The organism is Colwellia psychrerythraea (genome assembly GCF_000764185.1).
Classification (GTDB): domain Bacteria; phylum Pseudomonadota; class Gammaproteobacteria; order Enterobacterales; family Alteromonadaceae; genus Colwellia; species Colwellia psychrerythraea_B.
Genome location: NZ_JQEC01000074.1, coordinates 57,014 through 80,891 on the forward strand (window position 1 = coordinate 57,014; position 23,878 = coordinate 80,891).

Genomic DNA, 23,878 nt, shown 5'->3' on the forward strand with positions numbered 1-23,878 from the left:
ACAGTGGTCATATACAAGTTCGTGCACCATCAGGTACTTTTGGTTATGCACAAGTAGTGGCAGTTAACAATCAGTTTGCAGATGAAAAAATAGCATCACCGATTGACTATTTTTATGCTGAAAAAGAAACCGGCTCGGTAGATTTAAATGCAGATAAACCTAGCCCCGTATCGGCAATTCATCTTGGCGAACAAGTACTTTATGCGGTAACAGGCGGACATTACGATGTTATGGGTGAAGAATCTGGTCGTATTGAAAAGGTTCTTAGATCTAATGTTGCGCGTCTCGTGGTAACTAATGTTGCAGATCCTGTTCGACCTATTATTATAGAAAAAGAGTTTGCTAATGAATTTCACCCCTATCATTTAGAGGTAACAGGTGGTTTAGCACCAGAAGGTTTTGTTGGCCTTGTTGGTGACGGTACTAATTTATTTGCTCTTGGTGGTAAAGGTCTTTATCACTTTGATATAACACTACCAACATCGCCAAATTTACTTAATACACTTGAGCTAAACGGTACGGCACGAGATATCGCTATTGACGGTGATATCGTCTATGTTTCCGACAGTGTAGGTATTCATATATATAAAATTACTGACCAGCGAACTATCAGACTGATAAAAACAATAACAAGTATTGCGTTAAAAGGTACTACGGACAAAATTTACCTTGAAGGCAATAGCCTTTGGGCAAGTATGCCTAACTCAAGACGTGTTATTGAAGTTGAACTCATGTCTGGTGAATATACTGTTGTCAGAGATGTACCAATTAATACTTTGGCAGGAAAACGAGTAAGACCTAGAGACCTACTGGTAAAAAATAATTTGTTATTTGTTTCTACTGGCAACTTAGGTACGGTTGAACTGTTTTCGCTTGATGATGAATCAGGTACCGCGGTTGCGAGTTTGAATCTTGCCTATCTTGTGCGTAACGGTGATATTTTTGCTGGTCAATTAGAGTTAAAAGGTCAAACCCTATATGTTGTGAGTGGTCAGGGTGATTTGCAGCTATATGATATTTCTTCGTGGCTAGAAGGTTTATATAACAGTACGATTGAGCTAAAAGACTATTTTTCAGTACTAGGTAATGCGGAAGCATTTGCTTTTCATGCCAGAGCATTATTTGTTGGTAGTGCCTTCCCTTATGTCGATGGTGAGCCAGCAGAAAATCCGATTAAAAAATCTAGCTCAGTAAGTCAGTTAGGTGGACGTTTAAATACTATTATCAATGATTTATTAACAATTACAGAGCAAGTACCTTTCTCTGAACAGGTCCTTCCAGTTAATAACCCTATCGAATTACAGTTCAACCGTCATCTTGATTATAATCAAGTCATTGATAATGGAGAGCAACTGTTTGAAGTAACACTCGATGGCTCAAAAGTTGAAGGTTATGTCTCGCTAGAGACAACAAATGATGGTTCAAGATTATTCTTCCAACCAACTTCTCTTTGGCAAGATAACAAACGCTATCGCGTAAGTTTATCGGGTGCGATTAAGGATAATCAAGGACAAAAGCTTGGTAATAATTACAGCTTTAGGTTTGTGGCTGCTGATAACGTTACGCCAAGTATTTTAGATGTTCGACCTGTGCTAGCTAACTGGCGAGGTGGTGAAGTAATTACCATTGTTGGCGAAAACTTTACAATGGATTCGACTATTAGATTAGGTGGTAAATTAGTTGAACAAGATAATATTACCCTGGTTCATGATAATCAAATAAGCTTCCAGTTACCTGCTTTAGCAAGTTCTCCTGGCGATAACTTATTGATGGGAATAACTGTTAGCAATGGCTTGTTGAGTGCTAGTCGTCGGGCAGCCTTTACTTATATTGCAGATCCAAAAATAACAGCGATTGGCGCTTATAATCGTTTTGATGACATCTTTGCACCAAGTGTTCATAGGTTTACTTTTAATGAACAAGAAATCGTTGCCATTTCAGGTACAGGATTTAGCTCATTCACCAAAGTCAGCATTAATGGTGAAGTTGCTAAAGATGTTGTTCTAGAAAGTGCCAACTTAATCAGCTTTAGGTTGCCTGAAAACACCTTAGGTCAGCTGTTAGTTTCAGTGAGTAATCACGTAGAAACAGTCGATATATTTACTAATGAAGACTTATCTATTGAGTTAATCTTTGAACCTCAAATGGGATATTCAGAGCAGCTTTATCGACATAATGATTTATTGTTGTTAGTTGAAGGTGTAGAAGAGGGCTCAACAAATTGGCGTTTAACAACGACTGCAGAAGCTGACTTACCTCAGGTATTAGCAACAGGAAATATAGCGGGTAGTGTCATTGATGTAGACATCAGTAATAACTATTTAGCGTTTGTTGTTGAGAATAGCCAACGACAAATATTTATTTATGATATCAGCAATATTTATGCACCTAAATTAATTAACCAGTTCACCAATGAGCAAGGGTTACCGCTTGATAATATAAACCTTATGGGAGACATATTAGTCGCCTCAAATGGTAATCAGTTGTTTAGTGCCTATATCCTTGGCCAAAATATTGAAACCCAAATACTGCCTGATGATGTGCGTGCTATCAATTACGATGAAGAGGGAATATATGTTTTGTATGAAACACATATTAATTTTTATGATGTTTCAAATTTAGCTACTTTACATGCTAGTTATCAACACTTCATTGCTAACCCAATAGCGTTATTGGTCAGTGGCCAAAGAGTGTTAATTCGTTCAACGACTGAAATTGAACTTATAAACAGCTTTAACTTAAAAAATAATCAAGTAGAGCCTCTTATTGGTCGAACTAGTATCAATCACAATCAGGCTGTTTTGAATGGTGAGCTATTGGTATTACGCACTAGTAATAGTGATATTTTCCAAATATTTGATATTGATTCCTTTGAGCAATCGTTACTGTTAAATCATTTAGCTGATGTTAGAACTCAGGATATTAATGAACTTAACTTTACGGATTTTTCGACTGACTTACTCGAATGGATTGAAACTGACACAAACCCCAAATCTGCGGGCACTTATGTCAACATCAAATTACCATTTAATAATGTATCGGCTCTTTCACCAAATGAAATAACCAGTGAGTCTGATACCTTAGCCTTGTCTGTTAGTGGTGACTCGGTCAATTGGGATCTGGCTGTGGTAAATGTTACTCCTGCAAGTACAGGTGTTGCTTTACCAGGATTTAATCACCCGCTAGGTAAAAAGGTCACCTTTGATGTTGTTGGTGCTAAGTATGAATTAGGTGAAAATTACGAAGTGAAATTTGCAACAAATCCACAACAAAGCATCCAAGGTGCAGAAGTAAATATCGATTTACCTTGGTATATATCAACTGCTGAGCTGTTTGGATTAGCCCCTACACGTCTGGTGAATATTACGCCAAAAAATAGTATTACGGGTCGCTCAGTAAACTATCAAGTAACAGGCCAACAATTAGGGAAAATATTAACACTCAAACTTGGTGAACTCACACTTACACCAGACGACTTTACAGTCAATGACCTTGGCACTGAATTAAGCTTTGTTGCAGCTTCTAGCAACTCAGGGTTTAAAACACTGCAAGCATTGCAGGCAGGCAGCATAGTAGCCTCTACACTACCAGCTGCAGTATTGTTATCTCAATCCATTCAAGTTACTGATGTTGTGACAGATAACCTTCTTGGAAATAATTCATTAAGTGATAGTGGCGGCAATAGAATTACAGTCTCAGGTCTTGGGTTAAATGGTGATTTGTCAGTTCATTTACTAGCACTTAATAGTGGGATGTCACCTTCACAGAGTAATAAAGTTATACATCATCTCAGTAATGGTTCAATAATTATTGATAACTCACCAGTTACAATCTCTGCACAGCAATATCAACTCGTTATAGTGAGAGAAGCAACTGATGAAGTTTATGTTGATGGTCAATTTACTCTTAATGGCATTGATGACACTCTGCCGGTGTTAATAAAAACAAACAATGTGCTTCCTTCATTTAATGGTAGTCCATTGGTACTTTCATTTAATGAAGAGGTCAGCGCCACTGGTTTTAGCGTGATTAAACAATTTAAAGATTATAGCGGTGATAGTGACCTTGATATTTCAAGCCGCTTTGAATTAGTTAATTTATCAGCTAGCTCGGTTGCATTACGTTTACTTAGCGGTCAAATACTAGAAAACAACGCTAACTATCTACTTCATGTTGAAGGCTTACAAGATTTATCTGGTAATTTATTGGCTAAAACAGGCGCTGATACTAAGCGACCGCTTGATGGTGTGTATAACGCTGCTTTCTTAGCACAAGATACTTTACCTCCGCGTAGCCTTAAAGTTGTACGTAAATCTGATGGTATTATCGTAAACCAAGCGATGTTATTAACACGTGGACGTGGCTATGACTTTGAGGTAACGGCTGAGGATAACTATACCAATGTAGCAGAACTTAACTTTACTTATCGACTGTCAACAGAATTTGAAGCGCCTAAAACGGGTGCTATTGTCATAGGAAATAGAACTTTTGGTCAAGATATGTTGGCCAATTACAGCTATTTTGAAGTTCGACTTGATGTAACTGATGGAGCTGGATTTTCAGCTAAAGCAGACTTTAGAGCAGCTTTACGTAACCCTATTGTTGAACTTGAAAGCTTTACTACTAACCCTATTGAGCCAGAAGAATCTGTTCGTGCTACCTTAACCTTTGACCTAAATGGCGATACGGATATGGTTAACATTACTCGTATGGGGGTTGATCAAATTCAAAATGGTCAGTCGATGGATGTATTTAATAACTATAATGCGATTGATGGCACAGTAACGGGTTCATTCTTAAACCCTAAAATTAGAGACTTATTGCCAGAAGGTGCAATGATTGCACCAGTAGAAATGACCAGTAAGTTGTTAGTTCAATATGGTTTTGGTTTCAGTAAGGTATTTGAACAAAATTATACCTTATTCCTCGACCGAACTCCGCCAACGCTAAGCATAGTCTCTCCTGAAAATGGCGATTTTATTGCCATCGATGAAAGAACCGATGTATTAATAAAATCCTTTGATAAATACGGTATAGAAACTGTTGAAGTATCTAAAAATGGCGGGGCATTTGTTTTACTTGAAGACCCTTCACGTTATAGCTTTACCGCAACTATTGATGATTTATCTACGAATATAACTATTGACGCACGGGCAACCGATCCTAATGGCAATATAAGCCCTATAGACAGCGTTACTTTGTATCCATATGATGCTGAAGCTGGTGCGCCAAAAGTTGAAATAATCTCGCCAGATAATGGAGATATTTTCCATGAAAATGAAACGGTAACTTTTGAAGTTCTATTAAGAAATGTTGTTGAAGCTGAATTCTATCTAGATATAGGTGGTGTTGAAGCTGAAGAGTCTACCGCTATCAAAATCAGTAGATCAGTAGATGGGCCTGAAAGACAATTTATTACTGCATCAATACCAGAAGTTAATGAAGATATTGTCGTCCTGGCACGCATACAACGAGGCTCATTAAAAAGCTTTAAGTTCCTTAGCATTCTCAATGATCAGGGGATTGAGGAAGAAGCTATTATTAACGTTAAGCCTGCTAAGCAAGTACTTAGTGGTACGCAGTTACATATTCAAAGTATGGCTCCTGCGGATATGCTTGATTTTGATGAATCCTCTCAGATTAGTATCTTTGATCCTGTAGGCTCACCGAGCAGTAAAAATGCCGCTGTTGGTCAATATATAATGGCTGAAATTAATGCTTTAGGTGCAGAAGTTTTGATTGAGTCGGCTTTACGTGACAAGTCAGGCAATGAAAATATAACTAATCATTCAGTTGATAAACTGCATTATTTTACCGATCAACAAAGTGTTGTTTATTTCCAATCAGCTAAAAATGAAAATATTGAATTCATTGAAACTATGGCAGGATTCCCAAGTGATAGTGAGCTGCTTATGGGGATTAATCGACTTGATGGTGGCTATCGTATTGCTACAGCATCAAAAACCTTATTTGACGAGAATAAAGGCCAATTAATAAAATTAATTTATACCGGAACAGGCATTGTTGCTCAGGTAAACGTTAATGGTCAACATCGACTTGATTTTTATGCTCTAGAAAATACTAACTTTAAAGCTGCGCAATCTCAGTTAATCTTTGGCGATATCATTGATGCCTCTGGCAATACCATATGGATAAAATACGGTGAGCAGATTGGTGCTACTTCAGTGACAGATAATGGCTTTGTTCCTGTTGCAGGGCGCTCACTTAAAGAGCCTTTATTAGCTGCGCATACCACAGGTAATAATTTACTTGTATTAACTGAGTCAGGGCTTTACCAATACAATATAGATTTAGAAAATGTACCTCAAGTACATCAAGCGTTTTATGTGGCTTTACCTGATCAGCTAGGGTTTAGCAGCCAAGGTAATCAATTGTTGGTCTGGAATGAAACTGAGCTATCACGTTATCAACTGCTTGACGGCGGTAGCTTACTTACTCCAGCTAATAACACCACAATCTTTAATGGTCAGGTAATAACCACTCGATTAGATGGAAACTTAACTTGGTTAAAAGTTGATACCGAAAAAGAACTTCAGTGGCAGGCTTATTCAGGTAATGAATTAGTTGGTCTATTACCAGAAGATAAAATGAGAGGGGATAGACTTTTTGTCGCCAAACGAGGTTATCAACTTCTTACGGGGAATAGCGCTAATAATAGTAGCGATCAAATCCTTTATCGCGAAATTAATATGGCTCAAAACCCATTAGCGATACCTTCTATTTCAACTGATGTTAGTCACTCTGTATTTGGTATTAATATATCAGTAAACGTAGCTAATGCTCCTATAGGTGCAAGCAATGTCACGTTTGTTGGTGGAAATGACCAAAAACTCCCTGCGCAATCACAGTGGAATACAGGCACGCTTCAATGGTTTATTGCCTATTCTGATCTGTCAGAAACGACAACAATAGCCGTTAATGTGTTAACTCATGCGGGTGTTCTTACTGACAATGTGGTTATTAATGCGGTAAATAATAGTATTTTACCTACTGTAATCCCTGCGGACTCAGTAAATGTTACAGAAAACGCATTGATACCTGTCATTGTAAATTACTTAACTTCGGCAAAAATTAATGAACACTTTGTTGGGACCCATAATGCGCAGTTAACATTATCGCCATTAACGTCAACGGCTTACCAATGGCTATCACTTGAAGACTTTGACAATAAAGCTTTCAATATACAAATTAACAATGGCCAGCAACAAGATGTTCAGCTTAATCTGGTGAGCAACGCAGCAGAGCAAGCAAATGTTATCTTGTTAAGTCCTGATAATAATCAACGTTTTGATGAAGGTGAATTTGCTAAGGTAGAGTATTCATCAAGCAGTTTAGATAGTGACATTTATCGTTTTACTCAAATCAGCTTATTTGATTTTAATCGTAACTTGGTAGCAACTGTATTAAGTAGCCAAGAAAACGGCAATCTTGACTTACGCCTGCCAAGCGTTGAGCAATTGGATACCTTCTATATCAATGTTCGAAGTTATTACGGTGAGCAATTCCGTTATAGTGAACGTGAAATTGGTATTCGTATTTCGCCAAAATTACAAGTACCTATGCCAGAAATATCAGGTATAACCAGTCAGGTATTTGCAGGCAGTAATGCAAGTTACCAGCTACTTAATGAGGCTAATGATCAATACCAAACACGCATTGAGGTTTTTGATGAACAGCAACAGTTAATCAGTTCTGATGTGTCAATGGTGAGCTTTATAGTTCCAGAAACAACAAATATGATCAGTGTTGTTGCTACCATCAGTGATAATTATGGTAACAAAAGAGAGATTGCACATGATATTGCTGTTGTTTCAGCTATTGAGGCAGTTCTTGTTACTAACAATGAACCGTTTGATCTTATGCTTCCAGATGTTGGCAATGCTTGGTTTGTTCGTGACAGAAGTATTTTTGACGACAAAGGCAGTTTACAAGTCACCTTAGACAGTAAAATCAGTGCAATTAGTCGCTTAACTGATCGTTTATTGGTTGCATTGGAGGACTCTAGCTTAGTTATTATTGATCCGATTGAAAATTTCCAAGTGGTTGGGACCTATGAAACTGATGCAGTAATTACAGATATTGCTGTACTCAATACGCAAATAATGGCTATCGGTAATAATGAAATTTATGCATTTACTGCTACAGGAAATGCCATAGAGACGGCAGAGCTAAAAACCTCATCGGTAGTAGGAAATAGCAGTAACTTACGTAATTATGAAGACGATGAGTTTGTGCTTGATATATCAGCAACGGGGCAATTATTTACCGTATTGCGTAGTGATTCGCTGTTAACATTTACCACCGACTTTATTAGCGATGAAAGCCTGATACAGAGTATTCCTAATGCTATAACAATGGTTACGCATTTAAATACAACCTTTGTTTCAGCAGAAAATGGTGCCTTGTATACCATTAATCAAAATGCAGGCTTGTCTGTTGTAGAGCTTAATATCAATATTGACAAGATTATTCGTTATGGGCATTACCTCATTGCTCTTGCTGATGGCAGAAACATATCACCTGCTGTACATTTTATTAATGTTAATAACCCTAATTATCCTGAGTTGGTGGCAAGTTATGGCTTAGCGTTACCTGAGTCAACGCTAAGTGCTAAGATCTACAATGGTAACGTATACATTGGCGACAATAGTCACGTCATTATTGATTTACAAAAGCCTAGTTATGACCCTACTGTTATTTATAGTAGTGAAAACGCCCGTGGTTTTGCTCAAGATATATCGATAAGTGATGGTGTTATTTCAGTTGCCGCAGAGCAATTAGGAGCTCAATTACTGCAATATAAAAATGGACTGTGGCAAGCAAATAACTATCCAGCACAAGCCTATATGATCGCATCACATGTAACTGAAATTGATGGTGATGCAATCTATTTAGCTCAACATGATCGCCGTGTGGTTGAGGTGCTGAATCGTTATTCAGTTGCATCTGAACAATTGGCTGGAAAAGTTGTATTTGACAATATTGTCGCTGAACATCTAGCCACTACGCCAACAATGTTGGTTGCTACAAACGGCAATCAAATTCACTTATCAGCAAAAGGAGACATTGCACTTCAAGGTCGTGTTGACTTACCTGTAGGTGAAAACATTGTTAGTTTGATTACCCATGGTGAAACTATTTTTGTTAGCACAGATAACCGCCGTTTGTATCGAGTTATTGCAGGAGATTTACCGCTTAATAGCTTTGAAGTAAGTATTAAGTCACTTATCGACGGTGGTAGCGATATAATAGAAAACCTAATTACTTCAGGTGACTACTTATTCTTCCAAGTGGGCAACAGCCTGCATAAGTTTGATCTCAACAACTTCACCGATACCTCTTTGGAACTAACAGACAGTCTTGGTCTTTCTGCAATGGTCTATGGTAACGGCCATGTTTGGTTTGCAGATAAAAGCAGTTCAACGGTACGAGTACGTCCTGTCGATGTTGCAACATGGTCAATCATTGATGACTTTACTTATGAGTTAAGTCACCAAGTAACCGCAATGGCTATCGATAATGGCTTACTGGCTATAGCAAAAGGTAATTTTGGCATAGAGATACTAGACCTCGGTCGATTTGACTCTGCTAATACTGCCTTGTTATTACCAGGTGCTAGCCAAGTATTTACACAAGGGCAGACGTTATTGTTGTCGTTAATGGATACAACTAATGTTAGCGCTGTTAATTACTTTATCAACGGAGACTTAGTTACCGGTACTGATGCGGCACCATTTGCTTTAGATTTATTAGTGCCTGCTAATTTGCGTAATGGTCAACCATTTTATATTTCTGCTGAAATTGAAACGATTAACGGTGAAGTTCTTGCACTGAATAATCGTGAAGTATTGTTACAAGGTGAAAACTTACCTGCGAATGGCTTTGACGTTATTTTGGTTGAACCGCAGCAAAATGGTGTCAGTTATGTACCTAAACCACTTGAAATTCGTGCAGAAGTAAGAAATAGCACACAACCTATTTACCAAGTTGAATACTACGAAGCTGACTCTGCAGATGGACCGTTTAAAATTATCGGCAAACATTTTGGACCGGAGTATGTTATTTATCGTGAGTATGGCGTGGCTGACAGTGGCACTTATATAAAGCTAAGAGCAATTGATATTTTTGGTAACTTTACTGAATCTAGCCCTGTACCTTTCACTCGTGTTGAAGATAACAATCAACCGCAATCAAGCGTATTTAATATTGATGGGCCACAAGTTATTGTTAATGGCACAGCCACTAATGATATTTTTGACAACCATGACTTCTCACTAAGTATGCAAGTGAGTGACCCTGAAAGTGGTATTGAATCGGCAATTCTTCGTCGTAATGGCATCATAGTCGCTGCAACCTTTGAAGATGGAAGTTTATCCTTTAAAGAAACTACGGCGCAAATAGATGACGTATTATCCTATGAATTAACAATGCGTGATAATGCCGGCAATAGTAATGTTGTCAGTGAAACTTATACTATTGTTGAAGATGTAGCCCCTGAAATTACTTCATTTACAGTGACAAACGCTCCTATTTTTGAGCAAGGGTTATTTACTGTTAACTATGAAGTAACGGATCAAGTAGCAATTGAACGCATTGAATTACTATGGAATGGTTTTACTACAACTGTAAATGCTAATAGCGTTAAAAAGTTATCAAAGCAGCTAGACCTTCGTGATACTCGTGCAGAGCGTATTGGGGCTGAGATATCACAACCGTTAATACTTAGAGTTATTGATGATATTGGTCAAGTTACAGAACAAGAAATCATCATTACACTACAGCCTAATCAAAAACCAGATGCATCAAAGTTATTGGTTGATTATCAAGCCAATGGCATTTATGGCAATAATATGGCGATACGTGTAGATGGCCTTAACGTTGCTAATGATGATAGAGAAAACCTACGTTTAGATATCATTGCAATATCTGGAACATCTGAGCGTATTGTGAGTACTGAATCAGTGGGTAGTGATGACTTTGCTCAATTGACACAGCGTTTACCATCTGCAGATACTCCTAATGACGAATATAACTTTAAAGTTCGTATAACAGATTATTTAGGGCAAGTATCAGAAACTGGGGTAATGACCGTTTCTCTTACTAGCTTACCTAATGAGATTCGTTTCTTTAAAGAGGCAAACCAAGTTAATTACAATCCAACAGTGGTTAATGTTGATGACTCACCGATTTACCAAATAGAGGTTATTGATCAGGCTAACCGCAGAGTAGCCAATCAAGATATTACTTGGCGATTAGTCAGTGTTGCTACAGGGGGGGATCCGGTTAATATCATACTGTCATCGTCTACTTCTGACATTAATGGCTTAGTGTCACTAGACTTTAATACGGCTCAAATGGCAGGTATATATAATTTAAGAGCTGAATTATCGGCTAAAACAAATATCCTTATTGAACGCAGAATTCGTATTGATGCGGGTGAAACCAGCGAACTTCGTTTTGACACTATTCAAGACGTGAAAGCTGGGGATATCTTTACTATCAATGTGAGTGCTCGAGATGAGGGTGGCAATATAGTTACTGGCGATTCAGTGACTAGCTTCTCCGTTGCATTGCCTTATCAAGGCTTTAATTTTGGTTTTGCAAATAACGTCAGGGTTACACCTTTGAACATGGGTGGTGAAATGGCAATTGTCACGCTAACCAATGGGCAAGTAAACTTCCCAGTATCCTCAATTACAGAGTCGGGAGCCTATTTTGCGAATATTACGGTTATTGAAAATTCTGGCATTGATGTGACATATATCCCTAACAGTAATGCAGCAGTTCTAAAAACCGATAAGCTAGCGTTTAATGTTATTTCAGCAGATCCTTTCCTGATACGCTTAGAGGAAAAATCTCGAACGAATCATCAATTTGGAGAATCGTCAAGACTGGAAGCTGGTGAAGAAGTGACTGTTACAGCAACATTGTTAGATCGCTTCTACAACAGGGTATTTACTTTAAATCCATCAAGTAATGCCCAAGATGCTGATTTAGCCCTGTCACTAACAGTAACAGGAGATGCTACTTTAAATGTTGATACACTATCGTTAGCACAAGGTTATAGCGAGTTTACTGTAAGTAACGAAATAGTCGAAACAATTCAGGTGAATGTTGAACTGACAAACGGTGCCAACAGTGATTTAGCACTCGACACGTTACAAACATTTGTACCGTTAGAGTTATCGTTTGAAAAACGTAAGCCGGCAATTATTAGCGAAGAATTTATTTCGGGTATTAATACCAATGTTATGCCATTAACACTGCATTACAGTGAAGTGGTAAATGACCTTGATGCATCTTTAGCAAATATTAGCCTTAATGGTGTGGCGGTAAATGGTATCTTTGAATTGTTTACTGTAATGAATGCAACAACGAATAGTGAAGCTACACAACTTGTCTTTACGCCAGAGGCTATATTTGAGCTAGGACATTGTTACGATATTGATACCACTAACTCATCTTTACGTGGTGTGGCAGCTAATGATGCTGTACTGGAACAAACACTTAATGCATGTGCACCACAGTCATTAATGTCAGTGCCGCAAAAGTTATACCTGCTTGAGGGAGAAACAACCACCGTTAGCATATTGCTCGATAATCAAATTGATGGCATTTTTGGTCAAGCTGTTGTCGCTAGGGTTGAAAGTCAGGCGCCACTTAAACTAGTTGACCCACAATCGTTTGTTATAAATGGTGCACAATTTGATATTACTTTGCCGGTTCATACAGGTACAGGTTTAACAGACGGACAGCAAGTGATGGTAGAACTTTACCTTCAAAATGACTCTACCGAACGTGACATAAATACAGGTAATCGTCTTCTATTAACCGTATTGCAAGCCAACGGTGATTTTGACGGAGATGGTATTCCTAATGGCGTTGAATTTACCTTAACAGGTTACGACCCAACACAGATTGATAGTGATGGCGACGGAATTAACGATGGTGATGAGGATATTGATGCTGATGGACTTAGTAATGCTCAAGAAATACAGGCTAATACTAAATTAGATAATAGCGATAGTGATAATGATGGTATTAATGACTTTGATGAAGTAATCATTCATCAGTCTAACCCTAATTTAGTGGATTCTGACTCAGATGGCATATCTGACTTCATTGAGGTTATATCAGAGTCTGATCCGACCAATTCGTTAGAAGCTTTTGTTGACCCGTTCTATATTACGGCTATGCAGGTTACACCATTAAATATTACTCGAGATTTAGCTGTTGACTCTTCGTCGATACAATTAGCTGTAACGGTTACCTTTGAATACCAAGGACGTGTTGAAACAGTCGATATTACTCAGCAAAGTGACTTGTTATCATTTATCTCAGCTGATGAACAAATTGCAACGGTGAATGCAACAGGGTTAATCTCATTAATTACCAGTGGAAATACTGAAGTAACGGTGACCTTTATTGAAAACCCATTACTTACTGATACGGTGAACTTAGTGTTAAGTTTAACGCAAGTAGAACCTTTTATTATGGAACAGGAGCCTAATAACAGCCTCGAAGAAGCCCAAAATATTGACTTTAACTTCAATCTTCTTTATTCACCAGACATTGGCGATGCATACACTAATACCTCTACTGTTATTCCTCATGTCAGTATTTCTGGTACAGGTGATTACAGCCACGATTATTATAAGTTTACGGTTACTGCGGTGAACTCCCTTGTGATTTTTGATGTTGATAACGGTTTAACTGGTGAGTCAGCACTTCATAGCTCTGTTACTTTATACAATCAAAGCGGTGAGTATATTGCCAGTAGTGATCCTTATTCAGTTATTGAACACGGGCAGGGTGGAAGTTCGTCTAATCGAGATGCATTCTTAGCTTATACTTTTGCTAATCCGGGTAAATATGTTCTTAAAGTTTCTCAGTTTGAATTTGAGGGAGAGGGATTTGAAGGCGGTGAGTTTGGTAATGGATCGCCATTACCAGATTATAGTAGCTATATGCTACATATATCACTTGAAAATGGTGGTCTTGATGATACTGATGGTGATGGCTTAAGTGATGATTGGGAATTAGAGGTCGGCCTAGATAAAGATGACCCTACGGACGCATTGTTAGATAACGATGCAGACGGATTAAATAACGTAAATGAATACAAGTATGGAACTCACCCGTTTTTAGCTGATACCGATAGTGATGGCTTAAGTGATTACTTTGAAATCAATACTTCGCAGACTAATCCCGTACTAGCTGATACTGATGGTGATACTTTATCTGACTTTGACGAATATTATACCCTTAATACAGACCCCTTAATTGCAGATACCGATAATGATGGCCTTGATGATGGTATCGATAAGGAAAACGATTGGTTATTTTTCTTTAATGGTGAAAGTATATTGGGGAATTTTGGTACTTCGGTGAGTAGTGCTGGTGATGTAGATGGTGATGGCGTTTTAGATGTTATTGTTGGAGCTCCTTATGCTAACGATTATAAAGGGGGAGCATATGTTTATTCTGGTGCCAATGGTCAGTTAATTTATACCTTTAGTGGAGAGGCTTCAAATGACTCTTTCGGTTGGTCGGTGAGTGATGCTGGTGATGTTAATAATGACGGGCATGCCGATGTTATTGTCGGTGCGTATGGAAACGATACCAATGGAAATCGTTCAGGCAACGCTACGATATTCTCAGGTGCTACTGGTGAACTGCTTTATAGTTTTTTTGGTGAAGCTGAAGGTGACCAATTCGGGTATTCGGTCAGTGGGGCTGGTGATGTCAATAAAGATGGGCATGCCGATGTAATCGTGGGCGCTATTGACAGTGATAAAAATGGCTCTAGTTCAGGCAGTGCAACCATTTTCTCGGGAGAAAACGGTGAGCCGCTTTATACTTTTTATGGAGAATTTGCATATGACAATTTCGGTACTTCAGTAAGTGCTGCTGGAGATATTAATAACGATGGTCATACAGATGTGATTGTTGGGGCAACGGGGAACGATACCAACGGAGATAGTTCTGGCAGTGCGACAATATTCTCTGGTGCTAGTGGCGAAACAATATATACCTTTTATGGTGATGCATCAGGTGATCGTTTGGGCAATTCGGTAAGTGCAGCTGGCGATGTTAATAAGGATGGTCATGTTGATGTTATCGTTGGTGCAAAATATAGTGATATAAATGCTAACGGCTCAGGCAGTGCAATAATATTCTCGGGTGCAAATGGCGATAAAATCTATACCCTTTCAGGTAACTTTGAATATGAATTTTTCGGTGTTTCGGTTAGTGCTGCAGGCGATGTCAATAACGATGGTCATGCCGATGTCATTGTTGGTAACCTAGCTCAGGGTAATGACAGTCTCCCCAGTGCACGTATTTATTCCGGTGCCGATGCTTCAATCCTTTCAACTATATACGGGAAAAACTCATACGAGGTTGTCAGTGGTCTTGGCGACATTGATGGTGATGGCTATCCAGAGGTAATTGTTGGTGGCTATAATTACGCCAGTATTATTTCTGTACATAGTGACTGGGATGGTGATGGTCTAGTGTTCCTAGACGATCCTCACCCATATGTACATGAATTTGCCGACAGTGATGATGATGGCTTAAGCGATTTATTTGAGCTTGAAATTGGAACTAATTGGAATAAAGCGGATTCCGATGGAGATACCTTAAACGATTTTGATGAGTATTATACCCTTAATACACACCATTTATATGCAGACACCGATGGTGACGGTGTTAACGATGGCATTGATACGGTTGATGACTGGTTATATTTCTATCATAGTTCAGATTATGGTGGTGGATTTGGTAATTCAGTAAGTGATGCCGGAGATGTGGATAAAGATGGCTATGCTGATTATATTGTTGGTGCATATTATGGCGACAATAACGGTGATAACTCGGGTAGTGCAACAATATTCTCTGGTGCAAATGGTAAGGTCATTTATACATTTAACGGTGAGGCAGCAGATGATTATTTCGGTTATTCGGTTAGCGGTGCTGGCGATGTGAATGGTGATGGTTATGCTGATGTAATTGTTGGCGCTTATCAAAATGATTCTGGCGGTAATAATTCAGGTAGCGCAACAATCTTTTCAGGTGCTTCAGGCAAACCTCTTCATACCTTTTATGGTGAAGCTGCAAATGATTATTTCGGTTATTCTGTTAGCGGTGCTGGCGATGTAAATGGTGATGGCTTTGCCGATGTCATTGTTGGTGCTTATCAAAATGATACTGCTGGTTCTAACTCAGGTAGTGCAACCATATACTCAGGCGACGATGGCGAGGTGATTTATACTATTAAGGGTGAATCTTCTTATGACTACTTCGGTTATTCGGTAAGTGATGCCGGCGATGTAAATCAGGATGGTTTTGCTGATGTTATTGTTGGCGCTTATGGTGATGATAATAATGGATCTAGCTCTGGCAGTGCGACAATAATCTCTGGCGCGAATGGCGAACGTCTTTATATTTTTAATGGTGAATCTGCAAATTATGAATTTGGTCGTTCGGTAAGTTCAGCGGGCGATGTTAATAAAGATGGTTCTTCTGATGTTGTTGTTGGTGCTTATAAAAACAGATCTAATGGCTCTAATTCAGGCAGAGCCACAATATTTTCAGGTGCTAGTGGCGAGCTGCTTTATAATTTCCATGGGGATGAATCATCTTATTTAGGGTATTCGGTAAGTGGTGCTGGCGATATCAATAATGATGGTTATTCAGATGTAATGATTGGCGCTACTTACGACAGTACTAATGAATACCAAGCAGGCAGTGTGTTAATTATCTCAGGCTTTGATGGATCAACACTGACAACTATATTTGGACAATCTCGACAAGGATCGTTAGGAGTATCAGTAAGTCCTTTAGGGGACATTGATGATGACGGTTATCCTGAAGTTATCATTTCTACAAAAAGAAATGGTGTACGTATTGTTTCAGCAAATGGTGATTGGGATGGAGATGGTCTGGTGTTATCGGCAGACCCACACCCATACATACATGAGTATGGAGATACCGATGGTGATGGATTAAGCGATTTATTTGAACTTGAAATAGGTACTGATCGGAATAATCCCGATACCGACGGTGATACATTGACCGATTATGAAGAATATAACTCGAATAAAACAGACCCTTTGATTGCCGATACTGATGGCGATGGCGTTAACGATGGTGAAGATCAGTATGATGACTGGTTATATTTTATTAATGGTGAGTCGAGTAATAATTTTGGTCAGTCGGTAAGTGATGCTGGAGATGTAAATAATGATGGTTATGTCGATATAATTGTCGGGGTTCCAGGGGATTCCACTACTGCCTATAAGTCTGGCCGTGCAACCATATTCTCTGGTGTTAATGGTAAGCCTCTTTATACTTTTTATGGTAAGGAACAATATGATGATTTTGGTTATTCAGTCAGTGGTGCAGGTGATATTAACAACGATGGATATGATGACGTAATTGTGGGTGCTCATGGTGCGTCTACCTCTGGAACGGCAACTATATTTTCAGGTGAAAATGGAGAAGTACTCTATACCCTGAATGGTGATACTTCTGGCAGCAAATTTGGTTTTTCTGTAAGCGGTGCTGGTGATGTTGATAAAGATGGCCATGACGACGTAATTGTTGGTGCTTACGCTAACGGTACTAATGGTTATAACTCAGGCAGTGCTACCATATTCTCTGGTGACAGTGGTGAGCCGATTTATACTCTTTATGGTGAGGTTACTTATGATTATTTTGGTAGGTCGGTAAGTGATGCTGGCGATGTGAATAAAGATGGTTATGCTGATGTAATTGTTGGAGTTTCTGGTGACGACTTTAATGGCTCTAATTCAGGACGAGCGACAATATTCTCTGGAGTTGATGGCGAGCCCCTTTATACCTTTTATGGTGAGGCTTCGGGTGATAGTTTTGGAGAGTCTGTGAGTGGTGCTGGCGATATTGATAATGATGGACATCCTGATGTGATTGTCGGGGCAATTAGTAACGATACAAATGGCTCTAATTCTGGCAGTGCGAGGATATTCTCTGGTGCTAATGGCGACATAATTAACACTTTCTATGGCGAGTCTTCTGGGGATAACTTTGGTAAGTCGGTTAGTGGTGCAGGAGATTTTAATAACGATGGCCATGCTGATGTAATTGTTGGTGCACCTAATACCACTAACTATAACTCAGGTACAGCGACGATATTTTCAGGTCTTAATGGTGATGTTATTTTACAAATTAATGGTCGCCAAAATAAAAATGGTTATTTAGGCACTTCAGTCAGTGGCTTAGGTGATATTAATGGTGATGGTTACGCAGAGATTATTGTGGGTTCTCATGGTGATGACATTAATGGCTATAAGTCTGGTCATGTTCGTGTGATTTCAGCAAATCAGGTACCTGGTGTTATACCTGAAATAGATGCTCCAGAAATCGAATTGCCTCAGTAGTAGTTGTTGGCATTGATGTTTTAATGATAACATTAAGAACTTATGTAAGTCCTTAATGTGTAATAATTTTATATAGTTGTAGCAATAGGTAAATAATAATGAAACTAGTTAATGTTGCGGTAATAATAGCCTGTGCCTCTCTTGGCGCTTGCGATATGTTATCTAGCAAAGATCTTAACAAGGAAAAGTTTGAGGCATATTTAACACTTAAACGTATTCCTTTAAATGATGAAGCGCGCTATGAGCGCATGAAAAAAGAATACAATCAACGTGCGGCATTAGTTAGCGCAATTGATAGCACTAAAAAGCTCAAACCTCTGACAATAAATGCTGAAGTTGAGCAATTTCGTAAGCAATTAGTCATCAGCCGTTATTTTGAACAATATTTGAATGATGCGGTAACGGATCAGGGCCTTCAGAATTTTTATAATCAAAATATTGAAAATTACAAAAGCCGTAAAATACATGCTGCACACATTCTGTTTCGTGTGAACCCCAAAATGGGTGAAGTAGAAAGACAGGCGTTATTAACTTCTGCTCAGGACACATATAGTAAAATAACGAGTGGCAACGATTTTTCAAAATTGGCTAAATCTCAATCAGACGACAAAGTTTCTGGCACAAAAGGAGGCGATTTAGGTTGGATTAAACAAGGCGCAGTATCTGCCGAGTTTTCACAAAAAGTATTCAATCTAAAAGCGGGCGAAGTTTCAGCACCCTTTTTAACTGCTTATGGCTATCACATAGTTAAAGTAATTGAAGAGCCACAAGAAATCACTAAGTCATTTGAAAGTGTAAAAGGTGATATTCGTTATCAGCTGCGTAACCAAAGTAAACAAGCTGAAATGGCAAGATTGATAAAATCGGCTGAATAGCCTGAAGATAAAACCGAGGTCGTGCTTGAGTATTAAAGTGAATCTACTAACTACTTTAAGCCATGGCTGAGGTTATTCCGAATTAAACTCATACTTTTAGTATGCAAGGAGTCTCATTGCGACTCCTTAGAATTTATACACCAGTTTCATTAATTGAGTGATCAATTTTATACCTAGGGAAGTTGGCCAAGGACACGGCATTTATTTAATAATTAGTTGTTTTGATTATTAAATAAATTACAAAGCATTGGCAGTTTTAACTAGTAAATAAAGTCACATAGTTAGCGATAATGGTATTACTTTTAAAATAGCAAATACTGTAAAATAATAAAAAAGGCTTACTATTGTGAACGCATTATCTCAATCTATTACTATATTGCTTGGTAGCATTCTATTGCTGAGCAGTTGCAATCATGCGGAAGAAAAAAAGCATGATTTACCCGTTGAACATAGCGCAATTTTGGCTCAAGTTAATAATGAAGTAATTACCGATGAAGATGTGCAATTTTTTATAAATAAAACCTTTGGCAGCAACTCTGTGGCCATCAGAAATCAACAAATAAAGAAAAACATATTAGCAAGCCTAGTCGCTTCAAAAGCAATGAAAATTGCCATGCAAGGCGAGTTATCTCAAGATAAAATTAATGATATTAAAATAAAAACGCAACACTACGAAGAAGAGTTATTCATTAAAGAATACCTTGAGCAATACGCCATTCCTGAGCCTGTAACTTCCTCAATGATCAGTAGTTATTATCAAGAACACTTAGAGCAATTTGGTCAAGTGAAAGTGAAAACAGTAGAAATATTACAACGTAAATCAAAGCTCAACGAAAATGAACGAGATGCCATTTTAACAAGCCTAGCAACAATTAATGCAACAGATAATTGGCAATACTTTGCTGAAAACAAAGGTAAACACTTACGTTTAAGCTATGTAAAAACAAAGTTTTCTCCAGGGCTCTTTGATAAAGAAGTTGCTGAAGTTATTGAAACACTCAATAAGGATGAAAACTCTAAAATAATTTTTGTGCAAGGCCAGCCCTACATCATCAGAGTAATAGCGATACAAACCTTGCCCGCTAAATCTTTATCCTCCGTTAGCACAGCTATCCGTAAAAAATTGGCAGCACTGCAATTGAAAAAAGCGGTTAAAGAAAGCTCGAAGCAGGTATTGCAACAAGTAAATGTTGTTTACATGGAGTCAAACGGATAATGAAAAATATAAGAGTAGCCATTAAAAAGATATTTATTGTTCAACTTTCAAAAATCAGTAGTTTTCTCATGAGTAAAATTGCTCATTGTTATTATGGGTTATAGGCTAGGTTATGATTACACTACAAAAGGTTATGCTATTTTTATTGGTTTTTTTTACTTGTTTAGCAAGTGTTGCCGAAGAAGTTACTCCAGTTAATGAAGCCATTATTGGTGATCTTGATAATGACGGCGATGTCGATTTTACTGATTTGCGTACTATGAGCTTGATGATAAGAAGGGGAGAGGTCCTCCCTCCCTCTTATGATTTGAATCAAGATGGAGTTATTGACTCCCGTGATGCAAGGGAACTGAGGTTTCTATGTAGTTATCTGTATTGTAAAGCTGCTCCCGCTGCGAGCTTATTTTATCCTGGTTATGCAGAAAATCGCCCGCTACTAAATACAGAAGCCTTTATTGTCAAGCTGACTCCGCTAATAGATAGAATTGATCTGGTTGAGTTTAACCTTAATAACACAAGCTGGCATCAGGGCAGTTTTATTGAAGGCAGCTATCAACATAATTTTGGTTTGCTCAGTATTGGTACACATGAATTGCAAATTAGAGTTAATGGTTCTAACCACTATAAGTCGAGTGATGGCTCTCCTATATTTATAATTAATGTTGAATCACCAGAAGATTACCCCGATACAGTAAAGCCACAAATACAATTAAATAACACAGGACCGATTGAAGTTGAAGACAGCTTCTATATCGTATCAGGGGTAGCTGAAGATCCAGTTCAGCCATATTCCGGCATAAAATCGATAATCATTGAGTCTGACCGATATCCTGAAGCCCAGTTTACCGGCAGTTTTGATAGCAGTAATGGTGCTTTTGCTATTGAAGTCCCGTTAAAAGCCTTAGCAAATGCCATCAAGGTAACTGCTCAAGATAATTCTGGTAACGAAGCTTATGTTGAGCTAGTTATTAATAGAGATCCAGCACCTTCTTTAATGAACATATTGCCAAATAATGGCAGTGTCACTACTAACAGTAATACCACCATTAGTGGTGAAATTTTTTCTATTCTCCCAGTGAATGAACTGACATTCTGGATGGATGAATGGCAACTCACACCAACAACAACTGATACACCCAATGTTTATGCATTCTCAATTCCTGGGGTAGCACTAGAACATGGCTTGAATACTTTTAACCTAACGGTAAAGAGTTCTAGCAATAAGCAAGACCAATTTGTACTTAATATTCACTATACCGTGGAAAATGCAGATGAAATTGCAGCACCTACAATTACCCTCAACAGTCCTAGTGACGGAGCATTGCTCAATCAAGAAAGCTTTCGCGTGTCGGCATTTATACAAAGCAGTGCAGGGCCATTAACAGTAATGTTTAATGGTAATGTTGTTGTTGAAGCGACGAGTGGAAAAACACAGTATAACTTAAACGAATTAGTGAGCTTTAATGATATAGAGAGTGTCATTGCCGCCACTATTGTTGCTACTGACAGTTTGAACAAGTCCTCAACTCAAAATATCACTTATTATCGAGACATTTCTGAACCAATAATTACCTTAGAGTCACCATTATCTCTTTCAGAAACAAACTTGATTAGTGGCTCGCCTTATCTAATGAAAGGCACTATAAGTGATGATAACTTGGCGAGTGTTTTATTTAATAATGAGCCAGTCACCTTACAACCAACAGGTATTGATAATACTTACGCTTTTTCAGTGTCAATCCCAGTAGCAAGTCAAACAACTTTACCGGTAACAATATCTGCCTATGATCAAAGTGGTAACCATCGAAGGGTAGAATACCTTTTACATAATAATGAAACGGCATCTTTAGTGCCGTTAATGCCAGCGCAGGATACTGCGTATATCACTAAAGGTGATCCTATTTCGGTGCAGGTAGTCGCTCGAATGGATGGCATCTTAGGAAACGAAACTGCGAGCATTCAATTTTTATCAGATAATAACTTGAGTACTCCGGTCAATATGGATATTAGCGGTACTTTAGCAAGTGGCACTATAAGGTTACCAGCCATAGCTGCACAGATGAAAATAATTATCTCCCTTCACGGCCAAAATGGCGAACTTATCACTCAAAGTGAAATAGATGTGAACGTAACATCCTTCATTGATGTTGCTGTTGAGGTTGTGCGGGTAGAGCCTATTAACAACAGTGACTTCATTGAGCCAAATGCGCCGATAGAAATTTATTTTAATAAAGAAATAGATTTAAGTTTATTGTCGGTGCAGGTGCTCGAAACTTTACACGGAAAAACTTATATTAATGAAGATGACTTGGGCACTGACTACCTTAGCTCAGAAGGCTACAAGTTAGTTGATATTCATCGCAATAATATGCTTGTACCGGGAGAAACTGAGCTTAACCCTGGGAGCACAGGTGTTGCCTTTTATGCAAATAAAATGTTTGGTTTTAATGCCGAGGTTTATGTTGATGTGATATATGACGGAAATGAAGTATCACGTTCATTTTTTTCAGTAAGAGAATTACCAACTTTAATTAATGGCGCTGTAGCGGATCAATTTGGACAACCGTTAGCAGGGGTTGAGGTTGAAATACCTGAATTGAACCGTAAAACAAAGACCGATGGTGACGGCGGTTTTGCCTTTGGTTATCAAGAAACAGGTGAGCAGGTAATTCCGAGCGGACAGTATACCTTAGCAATAAATCAAAACTTCACTACGCCTAATCTAGGCATGATAAATACTCAAATAAGTGTACAGAGAAACTATGGTAACAATTTAGAAAGGCTCACATTACAAGAATTAGACCGTAATATTGCATTTCAAAGTATAAGCAGTGGTCAAGTTAATAACCTTGTTGGTGGCGACTTAATACTTGATCTTACTCAAGCTAAAGTTCTTTTTGATAAAGGACGAACAGATGGTGCAGCCCATTTGCAGTTCCTGCCATTTGAACATATTGGTGTAAGAATGTGGCCAGGTGCAGTACCTTTATGGATATACTCAAGCCAACCTAAAGGCGTTACGGTTGAAGGTGATATTAGCTTAACGTTAAGTATTCCCAAACTGTCAGGTAGTCATAACTACTTAAATCCAGAGTCATACCCCTATGTAGTGTTAGTGGGTTACAACGCTAACCAACAAGTTATTGAACCTATTGGGGTTGGGCGAGTTGAAAATAACAAAGTGATAAGTGTCGGCACCGTTAATCTTACTTCGTTAGATTTTATTGGTTATGCACAAGTTCATCAAAATTTAGCAGAATCTTTAATAAGTTATGCAGAAGGTGATGTAACAATACAACAATTAAAAGCACAGTTACAAGCCGTGTTGAAGGAAGAAGGTTAAGACA

Annotated in this window: 4 protein-coding genes (1 of these 4 only partly in view); all 4 read left to right on the forward strand. The window is 38.3% G+C overall.

The genetic code is table 11. The features are described from left to right. Positions 1 to 18,440, forward strand: the 3' end of a protein-coding gene (locus tag GAB14E_RS00880; RefSeq protein ID WP_033084530.1) for an Ig-like domain-containing protein. Its footprint begins 19,462 nt before the window's first position; the window shows 18,440 of its 37,902 coding nt (coding positions 19,463-37,902); the start codon falls outside the window, past its left edge; the stop codon is at positions 18,438 to 18,440. A 98-nt stretch (positions 18,441 to 18,538) separates the two neighbouring features. Continuing rightward, positions 18,539 to 19,315 carry a peptidylprolyl isomerase gene (locus GAB14E_RS00875; RefSeq protein ID WP_033084531.1) on the forward strand — a complete coding sequence of 259 codons (777 nt, stop codon included), beginning with the start codon at positions 18,539 to 18,541 and terminating at the stop codon, positions 19,313 to 19,315. 346 nt (positions 19,316 to 19,661) lie between these two features. Beyond that, positions 19,662 to 20,531 (forward strand): peptidyl-prolyl cis-trans isomerase, encoded by an 870-nt coding sequence (locus GAB14E_RS00870; protein ID WP_033084532.1) that lies wholly within the window; start codon positions 19,662 to 19,664, stop codon positions 20,529 to 20,531. A 112-nt stretch (positions 20,532 to 20,643) separates the two neighbouring features. Next, positions 20,644 to 23,874 (forward strand): dockerin type I domain-containing protein, encoded by a 3,231-nt coding sequence (locus GAB14E_RS00865; protein WP_033084533.1) that lies wholly within the window; start codon positions 20,644 to 20,646, stop codon positions 23,872 to 23,874. The last annotated feature ends 4 nt before the right edge of the window (positions 23,875 to 23,878 follow it).